Here is a 12,903-nt window from a genome sequence, read left to right on the forward strand (position 1 = left end):
GGATGGGGGAAGCCTATGCGCCTACTCCACACCGCGGACTGGCACTTGGGAAAGGTATTAAAGGGCGTGGACCGGACCCCGGAGATCGGGGAGGCGCTGAAGAACCTATTGGAGGTGGTCCGCCAGGAGCGGGTGGACCTGGTGGTGGTGGCCGGGGACCTCTTTGACCGCCCCCAGGTCTCCGCGGAGGCCGAGGCCCATGCGGTGGCCTTCTTCCTGGGCCTGAGGGAGCTCGGGGTGCCCGCCTTGGTCATCGCGGGGAACCACGACCCCAAGGAGCGCCTCGAGGCCCTCTCCCCCCTCTTCGCCCTGGCGGGGGCGGAGGTGCGGGGCAGGCCCCTCCTGCGGGAGGAAGGGGGGGTGGTGGAGCGCTTCCAGGCCGCCCTGCTGCCCTTCGTCTCCGAGCGGGTCCTGGTGAAGAAGGTCTTTCAGGAGGAGGAGGACCGCCACCGCACCTACGCGGAGGCCATGCGCCGCATCCTGGCCAACCTGGAAAGCCCCCTCATGCTGGGGCACTTCGCCCTGGAGGGGGCGAGGCCCGGGGCGGGGGAGTTCGTCTTCCACCTCACGGGGAGCTACGCCGTGCCCCCCTCGGCCCTGCCCCTGGCCGCCCGCTACCTGGCCCTGGGCCACGTCCACCGCCAGCAGCAGGTCTCCGAGGCCCCCCTGGCCTGGTACCCGGGGAGCCTCGTCCAGCTGGACTTCGGGGAGGGGGAGGAGGCGGAGCGGGGGGCGCTTCTGGTGGAGCTTCCCCCCTCGGGGCCCGTGCGGGTCCACCCTATCCGGGAGCGCTGGGGGAAGCCCTTAAGGACCTTCCGCCTGAAGCCGGAGGAGCTGGACGCCAGGCTCCCCGAGATGGAGCGCTTCCCCGGCTACCTGCGCCTGGTGGTGGAGGGGAGGCTCTCCCCCGCGGTGAAGGAGCGCCTCTTCCGGGACCTTCCCCACCTCCTGGCGGTGGAGGCGGCGGGGGTGGAGGTGGAGGGGAAGGGGGAGGCGGGGGAGGAGCTCGGGTTCGTGGAGGCCTATGGCCGCTACCTGGAGGAGAAGGGAAGGAAGGAGGAGGCCCTCCTGGAGCGCTTTGCCCAGGTGTTGAAGGAGGTGGAGCTTGAGGCCCTTGCGCCTGGTGCTTGAGGGCTTTGGCCCCTACCGGGAAAGGCAGGAGGTGGACTTCTCCGACGTGGAGCTTTTCGCCATCACCGGGCCCACGGGGAGCGGGAAGAGCACCCTCCTGGACGCCCTGGCCTTCGCCCTGTACGGGCGGGTGCCCCGCCTCGGCCACACGGTGGCCGAGCTCAGGCACCCCGCCGCCTCCGAGGCCCGGGTGAGCCTCACCTTCCAGGTGGGGGCCAGGGTCTACCGGGTGGAGCGGGCCAGGGGGCGGCGCACGGAGGGGCGGCTCTTTGAGGCCTCTCCAGAGGGGGATAGGCTTCTCCCCCTGGAGACCCTGGAGCGGCTGAACGGGGCCCTGCAGGACCTCCTGGGCCTCTCCTACGAGGCCTTCACCCGGGCCATGCTCCTGCCCCAGGGGGAGTTTGACCGGTTCCTCAAGGGGGAGGCCCGGGAGCGGCGGAAGCTTCTCCTGGACCTTTTTGAGCTGGCCCGCCTGGACCGGGCCCGGGAGAGGGCGGCGGCCAGGAAGGCCGCCCTCTTGGAGGAGAAGGGGCGGCTGGAGGGGGAGCTTTCGGGCCTCGCCGGGGTGAGCCTCGAGGCCAAGGAGGCCCTGGAGGCCGAGCTTGTGGCGGTGGCGAGGGAGGCGGCCCGCCGGGAGGGGGAGGTAGGGCGCCTGGAGGAGGCCCTCAAGGAGGCGGAGGCCCTCTTGGACCTGGCCCGCCGCCGCCAGGAGCTTCTCGCCCGCCTTTCCCGCCTGGAGAAGGAGGAGGAGGGCCTGAAGGAGGTGCGCCGCCGCCTGGAGCGGGCAGAGGAGGCGGAGCGGGCCCTTCCCCTGTGGCGGGACCTCCGGGCCAAGGAGGAGGCCCTGGCCGCCACCCAGAAGGCCCTGGCCGCAAGGGCGGCCCGCCGGGAGGCCCTGGAGGAGGAGCGGAGGGCGCTTGCCTTTGACCCGGCCCGGCTCCAGGCCGTGCGCGCCGCCTTGGCGGAGGCCCAGGGCCTTAAGGCCCTGGAGCTCCTCTGGCGCCGGGTGGGGGTCACGGACCACCCCAAAGCCCGCCTGGACCCCGAGGCCCTGGCGGGGCTTCTGGAGCGGGAGGCGGCCTTGCGGCAGGAGGCGGAGGCCCTCAGGGCCTGGAAGGAGGCGCGGGGAAAGCTCGCCAAGAAGCGGGAGGCCCTTTCGGCCCTGGCTTTGGCCCTGGAGGCCCTGAAGGAGGAGGGCCAGGGGGTGAGGCTTCGGGTGGAGGAGCTTGAGGGGGCCTTAAAGGCTGCCCAGGCCCACCGCCTGGAGGCGGCCCTGGCCGCCTTGGCCCGGGAGGAGGCGGGGCTTCTGGAGGAACGGGGGCGGCTGGAAAGGGCCCTGGCCGCCTTGGCCCAGGAGGAAGAAAGGCTCGGCCTTCTCGCCTACCGCCACCTCCTGGAGGCGGGGAAGCCCTGCCCCCTCTGCGGGGGGGTGGTCCACGCCCTGCCCCCCGAGCCGGAAGGGGCGGACCTGAGGGCGGAGAGGCAGCGCCTGGGGGAGGCGCTCCGCCGGGTGGAGGCCCGCCTGGGGCAGGTGGCGGGGGAGAGGAAAGCTAAAGAGGAGGCCCTGGCCGCCTTGGGGGTGGAGCCCGCCCCGGGGGACGAGGAGGCCCTGGCGCGGGCCCTGGAGGAGGCCAGGGCCCGGTTGGAGGCGCTTCGTGACCGCTACCGCACCGCCTTGGGGGAGGCCAAGGCCCTGGAGGAGGCGGTGCGGGACCTGGAGGCGGAGGAGGCCCGGCGCCGCCGCGGGGACCTGGACCCCGGGGCGGCCCTCGGCGCCCTGGAGGGGGAGCTTTCCGCCCTGGCGGAGGAGAAGGGGGCCCTGGCCGCGGGGCTTTACCGGCACCTTCGGGAGAGGACCGGGGGGCAGGACCTCGCGGCCCACCTGGCCGGGCTTGAAGAGGAGCTTCGGGTCCTGGGGGCCCTGGAGGAGCGGGACCGGGCCCTGGTCCGGGAGCTAGAGGCCTTGGAGCGGGAGGTCTCCGCCCTTAAGGCCCGGCGGGAGGAGCAGGAAAAGGCGGTGGCCGAGGCCAGGGGGCGGGTGGAGGGCCTTATGCCGGAGGCGGAGGCCAGGGCCTTGTACCTCCCCAAGGAGGAGCGCCAGGCCCTCGAGGCCCGCCTTAAGAAGCACGAGGAGGAACTGGCCCAGGTGCGGGCCGAGCTCAAGGCCCTGCCCGCCACGGGCCTTTCCCTGGAGGAGGCCCTGGCGCAAGCTGGGGAGGCGCGCAGGCGGCTTTCCGCCGCAAGGGAGGAGGCCTCCCGGCTTCGGGGGCGGGAAGCGGTCCTGCGGCGGGACCTGGAGGTGGCCCTCGCCCAGCTCCGCCGCAAGCAGGAGCTGGAGGGGAGGCTCGCGGAGGTGGTGCGGGAGGTGAGCCTGTGGGAGAAGCTTGCCCTTGACCTCCAGGGGAACAACTTCCCCGCCTATCTTCTGGGCCTCCGGCAGCGGAGCCTGGTGGAGCGGGCCGACGAGCTCTTGGCCACCCTGTCCCACGGCCGCTACCGCCTGCGCTCCCAGGAGGACGAGTACCAGGTCCTGGACCTCTGGACCGAGGCCCGGCGCTCGGTCAAGACCCTCTCCGGGGGGGAGAGCTTCCTGGCCAGCCTGGCCCTGGCCCTGGCCCTCTCCGAGGAGCTTTCCCAGGGAAGGCTTGGGGCCCTCTTCCTGGACGAGGGCTTCGGCACCCTGGACTCCGAGACCCTGGAGGTGGTGGCGGGGATCCTGGAGAGCCTGCCCACCCGGGGGCGGCTGGTGGGCATCGTCACCCACGTGGAGGCCCTGGCGGCGAGGCTTCCCGCGAGGCTGGTGGTGCGCAAGCACCCCTGGGGGAGCCGGGTGGAGTGGGCGTGAAGGGCTCTTATGAGAGAACTTTGCTACGTAAAAGGAAAGGGAGAAATATCCCTACCAAACCCGATACCCCCTGGGGTAGGGTGGAGGTGCCCGGATAACCCCGCCAAGCCTTACGCCGGGTAAGGAGGTGCCCCGTGAAGAAGGCCAAGGACATCATGTCCACCGAGGTGGTGAAGATCCAGGGTTCGGCCACGGTGAAGGAGGCCATCAACCTCATGAAGGAGACGGGCCTCCGGGCCCTCATCGTGGACCGCCGCAACGAGGAGGACGCCTACGGCATCGTCACCGAAACCGACATCGTCTACAAGGTGATCGCCTACGGCAAGGACCCCTCCACCGTCCAGGTCCACGAGATCATGACCAAGCCCGTGATCACGGTGAACCCCGACCTGGCCGTGGAGTACGTGGCCCGCCTCTTCGCCAACACCGGCATCCGCCGCGCCCCCGTGATCCAGGGCGAGGTCATCGGCATCGTTTCCGTCACCGACATCCTGCGCAAGGCGGTCTTCTAGGTCCTCCACCGCGGCGGCTAGCCGCATGGCCCAAAGGCGGCCCCGAGGGGCCGCCTTTTCCTTGACCCGGTTTAAGGTGAGCCTTAGACTGGAGAAGGGTGAAAAAATGCGGCGCTTTCTGGCCCTCCTGCTCCTCCTCGGGCTGGCCCTGGCCCAAGGGGTTTCGGACTTCTGGAAGGCGGTGGAGGTTCCCGGTGGGGTCTGCGGGGACGGTTCCCCCTACCGCTTCTACGTGAGCCCGGGGGACCCCAGGAAGGTGGTCATAGACTTCCAGGGCGGGGGGGCTTGCTGGAACGCGGCCACCTGCGGCCCGGAGAGCCGGACCTACCGCAGGCGGGTGGACGTGCAGGAGCTCCTTCTGGCCCAAGGTATCTACAACCGCCTGAGCGTGGCCAACCCCTTCCACGGTTGGACCCACGTCTTCGTGCCCTACTGCACGGGCGATCTCCACGTGGGCCGGGCCACCGTGGACTACGGGGGGGTTACCGTGCACCACCAGGGGGCGAGGAACGCCCTGGCGGCCTTGGCCTACGTGTTCCGCAACCACACGGACCCGGAGCGGGTCTTCGTGACCGGCTGCTCCGCCGGGGCTTACGGGGCGGTCTTCTGGGCGGACAAGGTGCTCGCCACCTACAAAAACGCCCAGGTGGCCGTGTGCGGGGACGCGGGGGTGGGGGTGCGCACGGAGGGGTTCCCGGGGTTCGCCCGCTGGAACCCCCGCCTCCCGGAGCTTCCCGGCCTCCCGGAAACGCCCCAGGTTTCCGAGATCTACCTGGCCCTGGCTAGGGCTTACCCGAGGGCGGCGTTTGCCCAGTACACCGCCCTTCTGGACGGCACCCAGGTCTTCTTCTACGGCCTCATGAAGGGGGAGGGCACCCCCAGCGAGGCCACCGCCCGGGAGTGGGCGGAAGGCGCCCTAAGGGCGGTCATGGCCCCGGGGCAGGCGGCCAACTACACGTACTTCCTGGCCCAGGGGAGCCAGCACTGCATCCTGCCCCGGCCCGAGCTTTACACCCTGAGGGTAGGGGAGGCCTCCTTCCTGGACTGGCTCAAGGCGCTTGCCCAGGGGAAGGTGCCTCCCCGGGTGCGGCCTTGACGCCGAAGGCGGCGAACCAGGTTTTGAGCTCGGGGTAGAGGGCCAGGAGGAGGTGGTGGCCCTTCCTCCGGTCCAGGGGGGCGGCCTCCAGGAAGGCCACCAGCAGGCGGTCCCCGTCCCGGGCCCAGAGCTCCTGGGCCTTGAGGGTGAACTGGGCCTGGAACCAGAGGGCGCTTGCCAGGTTGCCCCGGCGCCTTTCGTAGCGGGAGAGGCTCCGCTCCTTGGGGTCCAGGCGGGCCAGGTAGGCGCCCCAGGAGAGGAGGGTTTCGGCGAGGGCCTTCTGGGACCGCAAAAGCCCCAGGAGGAAGAGGTAGTTGGCGAAGAACTCGTCCAGCCACCTCGCCCCCGTGCGGAGGCGCCAGGCCACCTGCAGGGCGTGGGCGTACTCGTGGCCCAGGTTGAGGTCCAGGAAGGCGGGGATCTCCCCCGGGGGAGGCCCCAGGGGCAGGAGGACCTCCCGGATGCGGTGCAGGAGCCTTTCCGGGTAGGTGAGGGGGGCGTAGAGGGCGAGGCCCTGGGGCTCGCTCCGCTGGAAGGAAAGGCCGTAGGGGTAGGGAAGCCGGGCCCGCCAGTCCTTCTCCCCCAGCACGTGGAGGGCCACGGGGGGCACGGGAGCGTAGGGGAGGTAGGCCTCCCTGAGGGAGAGGAGGTAGCCCTGCAGGGCCCGGGCCCGCAGGGAGCCCCCCTCGGAGGCGAAGGCGGGCAGGTGGGGGTGGGGCAGGGCCGTGAGGGCCATCAGATGACTTCCCGGAAGCCCACGCGCTCCGCCTGGGCCCGTAACTCCTCCTTCAGGGCCTGGTGCTCGGGAAGGGAGAGGTCGGGGTCCGCCTCGAGGATGCGCCTGGCCAAGGCCCGGGCCCGCTCAATGATGGCGGTGTCCTCGGCGAGGTCCCCGAGCTTGAGCTCGGGGTAGCCCGACTGCCGCGTGCCCCTGAGCTCCCCGGGGCCCCGCATCTTCAGGTCCATCTCCGCGATGTAAAAGCCGTCCGTGGAGGCCTCCAGCACCTTGAGGCGCTTCAGGGTCTTCTGGCTCGCCTCCCCGGCGATGAGGATGGCGTAGCCCTCTAGCCCCCCCCGCCCCACCCGGCCCCGCAGCTGGTGCAGCTGGGCCAGGCCGAAGCGCTCCGCGTTTTCCACGATGATGAGGGTGGCCTTGGGGATGTCCACCCCCACCTCGATCACCGTGGTGGAGACCAAAAGGTCAAAGGCCCCCTGGCGGAAGGCCTCCATCACCTGGTCCTTCTCCCGGGCGGGCATCTTGCCGTGGAGGAGGGCCATCCGCACCTCCGGGAGGAGGGCCTTTAGCTCCTGGTAGAGGGCGGTGGCCGCCCTCAGGTCCAGCTCCTCCGACTCCTCTATGGCCGGGGCCACCACGAACACCTGGTGTCCCTTCCTTACCTCCTCCCGGGCGAAGGCGTAGGCCTGGAGGCGGAGGCGGTGGGGGAGCACCTTGGTCTTCACGGGGAGGCGGCCCGGGGGCATCTCGTCCAGGACGCTCACCTCCAGGTCGCCGTAGAGGGTCAAGGCCAGGGAGCGGGGGATGGGGGTGGCGGACATGACCAGGACGTCCGGGGGCACCTGGGCCATCTTGAGGAGGGCCCGGCGCTGCAACACCCCGAAGCGGTGCTCCTCGTCCACCACCGCAAGGCCCAGGTCCCTGAAGCCCACCCCCTCCTGGATGAGGGCGTGGGTACCCACCGCCACCTGGGCCTCCCCCGAGAGGAGGCGGGAGGTGGCGGCCTCCTTTTCCCTGGCGGTCATGGAGCCCAGGAGGAGCTCCACCCTAACCCCCAGGGGGAAGAGGTAGCGGGTGAGGTTCTGGTGGTGCTGCTTGGCCAGGATCTCCGTGGGGGCCATGAGGGCCCCCTGGGCCCCGTTCTTGGCCGCCAGGTAGAGGGCGAAGGCCGCCACCACCGTCTTGCCCGAGCCCACGTCCCCCTGAAGGAGGCGGGCCATCTGGCGGGGGCTTTGCATGTCCTTTGCGATCTCCCCCATGACCCTTTCCTGGGCCCGGGTGAGGGGGAAGGGAAGGGACTCTTGGAAATCCTCCACCCAGGAGGCCTCCACCCGGAAGGCCCTTCCCAGGACCATTCCCCCGGCATCCAGAAGGGCCTTGAGCTCCAGGAGGAGGTACTCGTCAAACTTGAGGCGGAGAAGGGCCCGCCTCAGGGCCTCCTCGTCCCCGGGAAAGTGGATTTCCCTTAGGGCCTGGGAATATTCCATGAGGCCCTGCTCCTCCCGGTAGGCCTCGAGGGGGTCGGGAAGGGGGAGGGCGGCCTCGAGGGCCCGGTGGACGGTGCGCCGGAGGAAGGCCTGGCCCACGCCCTCCTTGGCGGGGTAGATGGGGACGATGCGCCCCGTGGACAAGGACTCCGTGCCCTCGTCCTCAAAGTGCTCCACGAAAAGCTGGACCCCTCCCCGCCGCCCGACCCTTCCCGTGACGATGAGGGTGGAGCCCACCTCAATCTGGGAGAGGACCCAGGGCTGGTTGAACCAGACCAGGGTGAGGCGCCAGCCCCAGGCGTCCTGGGCCCGCACCTGCGCAAGCTGCATCCCCTTCTTGGGGGTCTTGACGAGCTCCTTGGCGAGGACCTTCACCACCAAGGTGGCCTTCTGGCCCTCCTCCAGGTAGCGCACCCCGGGAAGGGCGCGGCGGTCCTCGTAGCGGCGGGGGTAGTAGTGGAGGACGTCCCGCACCGTGTGGAGGCCGAGCTCATTGAGCCGCTTGCGGCTTTGCGGGGGGGTGAGGAGGTGGGCGGGGTCCTTGGGGGCAAGCCGCCCCGGGCCTTGGGGCTTGGGGGCCTTCTGGGGTGCCGCAGGAGGGGCCAGGCCGTCTTCCAGAAAGCGGAGGGCCGCCTCCAGGACCGCCACCCGCTCCTCGGGGGGTTTTTCCCCGTAGCCCCGGAAGAGGGCCACCAGCTCGGGGAAAGGCCTTCCCAGGTTCTGGACGAGCCCCTCCAGGCCCCCCACCACCACCTGGTCCCTGGCCCCGTCCCTGAGCTCCCGCAGGATGGGCCTGAGGAGCCTTTCCCGGAGTTCCCCTTCCCTCACGCTCCCCATGATACCCTTAGGCCTGTGAGCCGCGTGGCGCGACTACCCAATGGGCTTCTCGTGGCCCTGGAGGAGCGGGACTACCCCGGGGTGGCCTTCCAGCTTCTCGTCCCCGCCGGGGCGGTGAACGAGCCCGAAGGCCTCCTGGGGGCCAGCGCCCTCCTCGAGGGCTGGCTTTGGAAGGGGGCGGGGGGCCTGGACGCCCGGGGCCTGGCCCAGGCCCTGGACGCCCTGGGGGTGCGGCGGAGTAGCGGGGCGGGCCTGGAGTACACCCTCTTTTCCGCCGCCTTCCTCCCCGAGGTCCTGGAGGAGGTCATCCGCCTCTACGCCCTCCTCCTCACCCGGCCGAGCCTGCCCGAGGAGGCCTTGGAGGCGGTGCGGAGCGTGGCCCTCCAGGCCCTCCTTTCCCAGGAGGACCAGCCCGCCAGGAAGCTCTTAAGCGAGCTCCGCCGCCACGTCTTCCGCTCTCCCCACGGCCGCGATCCCCTGGGGGAAGAGGAGGCCCTCCGCCGGGCCACGCCAAAGGCCCTCAAGGAGGACTTTGCCCGCCGCTACACCCCCAAGGGGGCCATTCTGGCGGTGGCGGGAGGGGTGTCCTGGGAAGGGCTCTTGGCCGCCCTGGACCCCCTTCTGGCCTGGGAGGGCGAGGAGGCCCTCTACCCCGAGCCCAGGCTTTCCGAGCCCCACCGCTTTGCCCTGAAGCGCCCCACGGCCCAGGTCCAGATCGGCCTGGCCTACCCCGATGTGGGCCCGGAGGAGCCGGGCTTCTACGCCGCCAGGCTCGCCTTGGAGGTCCTCTCTGGGGGGATGTCTAGCCGCCTCTTCACCGAGGTGCGGGAGAAGCGGGGCCTGGTCTATGCGGTGAGCGCCTTCCCCGCCGGGGTGAAGGACCAGGGGCTCCTCATGGCCTACGCCGGGACCACCCGGGAAAGGGCCCAGGAGACCCTGGCGGTGATGCTTTGGGAGATGGAGCGCCTATCCGAGGGGGTGACGGAGGAGGAGCTTGCCCGGGCCAAGGTCTCCCTAAGGACCGCCTTGGTGATGGCGGACGAGTCCGTGCGGAGCCGCGCCGCTTCCATGGCCCGGGACCTCTACATGCTGGGGAGGGTGCGGTCCCTTGCCGAGATCGAGGCCGCCATAGAGGGGACGGGCCTCGAGGCGGTGAACGCTTTCCTGAGGGCCCACCCTTACCGGAACCCGTGGGTGGGGCTTTTGGGGGAGGTGGAAGGTGTTTAGGGAAGCTGAGCTCCCAAACGGCCTCAAGGTGATCGCCGAGGTCCTCCCGGAGGCGAGGAGCGTGGCCTTGGGGTACTTCGTGAAGACGGGCGCCCGGGACGAAAGGGAGGGGGAAAGCGGGGTAAGCCACTTCCTGGAGCACATGGTCTTCAAGGGCCCCGAGGGGATGGATGCCCTCTCCGTGAACCTGGCCTTTGACCGGATCGGGGCCCAGTACAACGCCTTCACCTCCGAGGAGGCCACGGTCTACTATGGGGCCGTTCTGCCCGAGTTCGCCCCCGAGCTCCTCGCCCTCTTCTCCAAGCTCATGCGCCCCGCCCTCCGGGAGGAGGACTTCCAGACGGAGAAGCAGGTGATCCTGGAGGAGATCGCCCGCTACCAGGACCGCCCCGGCTTCATGGCCTACGACTGGGCCCGCGCCCGCTTCTTCCAGGGCCACCCCCTGGGGAATAGCGTCCTGGGCACGGTGGAAAGCATCACCGCCCTCACCCGTCAAGGGATGGCCGCCTACCACGGGAGGCGCTACCTGCCCAAAAACATGGTCCTCGCCGCCACGGGCCGGGTGGACTTTGACCGCCTGGTGGCCGAGGCCGAGGCCCTCACCGGGGCCTGGCCCGGGGGGGAGGCGGAGAGGGCCTACCCGCCCCTCGCCCCGGCCACGGGGGTGGAGGAGCATCCCTACGAGAAGGCCCGGGCCCTCTACCTGGTGGGGCTTTTCCCGGGGCTCGCCCACCAGGAAGAGGCCCGCTTTGCCGCCCAGGTCCTGGCCCACCTCCTGGGGGAGGAGGGCTCGGGCAGGCTCCACTTCGCCCTGGTGGACAAAGGCCTCGCCGAGGTGGCCTCCTTCGGCCACGAGGAGGCGGACAGGGCGGGTTTCTTCCACGCCTACGTCCAGGCGGACCCCGCCCACAAGGAGGCGGTGCTTTCTGCCCTCCAGGAGGAGCTCTCTCGCCTGGAGCGGGAGGGCGTGGGGGAGGAGGAGGTGGAAAGGGCCAAGACCCCCCTGGCCACGGGCCTGGTCTTCGCGGGGGAGACCCCCATGGGCCGGCTCTTCCACCTGGGGATGGAGTACCTCTATGCGGGCCGCTACCTCCCCCTTTCGGAGGTGAAGGAGCGGGTGCAGAAGGTGGGGGCGAGGGAGGTGAACGCCCTTTTGGAGCGGGGCTTTTTGGGGCAGGGGCTCTACTACCTGGTGCTTCCCCATGGAGCCTAGGGCCTTAGGGGCGGCCCTCCTCACCATCCTCTTTTGGGCCAGCGCCTTCGCGGGCATCCGGGCGGGGCTCCAGGGGCTTTCCCCGGGACACTTGGTGCTGCTCCGCTTCCTGGTGGCAAGCCTCCTCCTCCTCCTCTACGCCCGGGCCCGGGGGGTGCGCCCCCCGCAGGTGGAGGACCTGCCCCGGCTTTTCCTCCTGGGCCTCTTGGGGATCACCGTCTACCACACCGCCTTGGTCTACGGGGAGCTCACGGTGAGCGCGGGGGCGGCGAGCCTCCTCATCGCCACCGGGCCCGTGTTCACCGCCCTCCTCTCCTACGCCTTCCTGGGGGAGAGGCTTAAGCTTCAGGGGGTCTTGGGCTTCGCCTTAGCCCTTTTGGGCTCCCTGCTCATCGCCTTCGGGGAGGGCGGGGGGCTCCGCTTCAGCCCCGGGGCTTTCCTCATCCTCCTCTCCGCCCTCTCCACCTCCTTTTACTTCGTGTGGCAAAAGCCCCTCTTCGCCCGCTACCGGAGCGAGGAGATGACGGTCTACACCCTGGTCCTGGGCACCCTGCCCCTCCTCGTCTTCCTCCCCGGGCTTCCCGAGGCGGTGGGCACGGCCCCCCGGCCCGCCCTCTTCGCCGCCTTTTACCTGGGGGTTTTCCCGGGGGCCTTGGCCTACCTGACCTGGACCTACGCCCTCTCCCGCACCCTGGCCTCCCGCCTCTCCTCCTTCCTTTACCTCTCCCCCCTCCTCGCCATTCTCATCGCCTACCTGTGGCTTCACGAGGTGCCGAGCCCCCTCTCCCTCCTGGGCGGGGGGTTGGCCTTGGCCGGCGTCCTCCTCGTGAACCTGCGGGGCGTAAAATAGCCCCCGAGGTGGCCCTATGGAGGTCAAGACCATCGGCGTGGTGGGCGCAGGGCAGATGGGAAGCGGCATCGCCCAGGTGGCGGCGGGCGCGGGCTACCAGGTGGTGCTGGTGGACGTGGCCGAGAGCTTCTTGGAGCGGGGCCTTTCCGCCATCCGCCGCTCTTTGGGCAAGTTTTTGGAGAAGGGGCGGATAAGCCAGGAGGCCCTGGAGGCCACCCTGGCCCGCATCCGGACGAGCCTGGACCTGGAGGCCCTAGGAGAGGCCGACCTCATCGTGGAGGCCATCGTGGAGGACGAGGGGGAGAAGCGGAGGCTCTTTGAGCGGCTCGGAGGCATCGCCAAGCCCGAGGCCATCCTCGCCAGCAACACCTCCTCCATCCCCATCACCGCCCTCGCCCGCTACTCCGGGCGGCCCGAGCGCTTCATCGGCATGCACTTCTTCAACCCCGTGCCCCTGATGGCCCTGGTGGAGGTCATCCGCGGCGAGCTTACCGCGGAGAGCACCAGGGAGGTGGTTTTGGCGGTGGCGAGGCGCATGGGGAAGACCCCCCTCGAGGTCCAGGACTACCCCGGCTTCATCTCCAACCGCCTCCTCATGCCCATGATCAACGAGGCCATAGAGGCCCTCCGCGAGGGGGTGGCCACCAAGGAGGCCATTGACGGCATCATGCGCCTGGGGATGAACCACCCCATGGGGCCCTTGGAGCTCGCCGACTTCATCGGCCTGGACACCTGCCTCGCCATCATGGAGGTCCTCCACCGGGGCTTTGGGGACGACAAGTACCGGCCTTCGCCCCTCCTCCGCCGCATGGTGCAGGCGGGGCTTTTGGGCCGCAAGGCGGGCCGGGGGTTTTACACCTACGACGAGAAGGGGAACAAGGTGGGCTAGACTCTGGGGAAACTTCTCTAGGGGGCCGCTAAACCTAGCGGCCCTCTTCTACACTAGGATTAGGGGTTGAAATGCCAACG

The 12,903-nt window shown here is 70.3% G+C and carries 10 protein-coding genes; 8 read left to right on the forward strand and 2 right to left on the reverse strand.

Features of this window, described 5'->3' with window-relative positions; genetic code table 11:
- Positions 1-15 precede the first annotated feature (15 nt).
- The 4 genes from ACYQ0J_RS03840 to ACYQ0J_RS03855 all read left to right on the forward strand — a co-directional run bounded on the left by ACYQ0J_RS03840 (position 16) and on the right by ACYQ0J_RS03855 (position 5,584).
- Positions 16-1,131, forward strand: coding sequence for a metallophosphoesterase family protein (locus ACYQ0J_RS03840; RefSeq protein ID WP_460170855.1), 1,116 nt, complete (start codon positions 16-18; stop codon positions 1,129-1,131).
- Positions 1,106-3,976, forward strand: coding sequence for an AAA family ATPase (locus ACYQ0J_RS03845; RefSeq protein ID WP_460170856.1), 2,871 nt, complete (start codon positions 1,106-1,108; stop codon positions 3,974-3,976). The genes ACYQ0J_RS03840 and ACYQ0J_RS03845 overlap by 26 nt, the downstream gene beginning before the upstream one ends.
- Before the next feature lie 134 nt (positions 3,977-4,110).
- A complete protein-coding gene (locus tag ACYQ0J_RS03850) occupies positions 4,111-4,488 on the forward strand; it encodes a CBS domain-containing protein (protein ID WP_460170857.1) in 378 nt (125 codons plus the stop codon).
- Positions 4,489-4,594: 106 nt separating this feature from the next.
- Positions 4,595-5,584, forward strand: a complete 990-nt coding sequence (locus ACYQ0J_RS03855) for a pectin acetylesterase-family hydrolase (protein WP_460170858.1) — start codon at positions 4,595-4,597, stop codon at positions 5,582-5,584.
- On the opposite strand, the gene ACYQ0J_RS03860 is transcribed toward ACYQ0J_RS03855, so the two are convergent.
- Positions 5,538-6,320 carry a hypothetical protein gene (locus tag ACYQ0J_RS03860; RefSeq protein ID WP_460170859.1) on the reverse strand — a complete coding sequence of 261 codons (783 nt, stop codon included), beginning with the start codon at positions 6,318-6,320 and terminating at the stop codon, positions 5,538-5,540. The genes ACYQ0J_RS03855 and ACYQ0J_RS03860 overlap by 47 nt on opposite strands.
- Positions 6,320-8,644 (reverse strand): ATP-dependent DNA helicase RecG, encoded by a 2,325-nt coding sequence (recG, locus tag ACYQ0J_RS03865; RefSeq protein ID WP_460170860.1) that lies wholly within the window; start codon positions 8,642-8,644, stop codon positions 6,320-6,322. Before recG ends, ACYQ0J_RS03860 begins: the two co-directional genes overlap by 1 nt.
- 15 nt (positions 8,645-8,659) lie before the next feature.
- Here recG and ACYQ0J_RS03870 point away from each other — a divergent pair, with 15 nt between their 5' ends.
- The 4 genes from ACYQ0J_RS03870 to ACYQ0J_RS03885 are packed head-to-tail and all read left to right on the forward strand — an operon-like array spanning position 8,660 to position 12,823.
- Positions 8,660-9,871 (forward strand): M16 family metallopeptidase, encoded by a 1,212-nt coding sequence (locus tag ACYQ0J_RS03870; protein ID WP_460170861.1) that lies wholly within the window; start codon positions 8,660-8,662, stop codon positions 9,869-9,871.
- The gene (locus tag ACYQ0J_RS03875; protein ID WP_460170862.1) at positions 9,864-11,084 is read left to right on the forward strand and encodes a M16 family metallopeptidase; all 1,221 of its coding nucleotides are present in this window, start codon (positions 9,864-9,866) and stop codon (positions 11,082-11,084) included. Before ACYQ0J_RS03870 ends, ACYQ0J_RS03875 begins: the two co-directional genes overlap by 8 nt.
- Complete coding sequence (locus ACYQ0J_RS03880; protein WP_460170863.1) at positions 11,074-11,934, forward strand: DMT family transporter; 861 nt, start codon at positions 11,074-11,076, stop codon at positions 11,932-11,934. The genes ACYQ0J_RS03875 and ACYQ0J_RS03880 overlap by 11 nt, the downstream gene beginning before the upstream one ends.
- Positions 11,935-11,950: 16 nt before the next feature.
- A complete protein-coding gene (locus ACYQ0J_RS03885; RefSeq protein ID WP_460170864.1) occupies positions 11,951-12,823 on the forward strand; it encodes a 3-hydroxyacyl-CoA dehydrogenase family protein in 873 nt (290 codons plus the stop codon).
- The last annotated feature ends 80 nt before the right edge of the window (positions 12,824-12,903 follow it).

The organism is Thermus sp. FJN-A (assembly GCF_054655095.1).

Bases quoted from the DNA above. Each gene is read 5' to 3' on its own strand.
- ACYQ0J_RS03860 (WP_460170859.1), bottom strand. From the start codon at position 6,320: ATGGCCCTCACGGCCCTGCCCCACCCCCACCTGCCCGCCTTCGCCTCC.
- ACYQ0J_RS03855 (WP_460170858.1), top strand. From the start codon at position 4,595: ATGCGGCGCTTTCTGGCCCTCCTGCTCCTCCTCGGGCTGGCCCTGGCC.
- ACYQ0J_RS03885 (WP_460170864.1), top strand. From the start codon at position 11,951: ATGGAGGTCAAGACCATCGGCGTGGTGGGCGCAGGGCAGATGGGAAGC.
- ACYQ0J_RS03880 (WP_460170863.1), top strand. From the start codon at position 11,074: ATGGAGCCTAGGGCCTTAGGGGCGGCCCTCCTCACCATCCTCTTTTGG.
- ACYQ0J_RS03840 (WP_460170855.1), top strand. From the start codon at position 16: ATGCGCCTACTCCACACCGCGGACTGGCACTTGGGAAAGGTATTAAAG.
- recG (WP_460170860.1), bottom strand. From the start codon at position 8,644: ATGGGGAGCGTGAGGGAAGGGGAACTCCGGGAAAGGCTCCTCAGGCCC.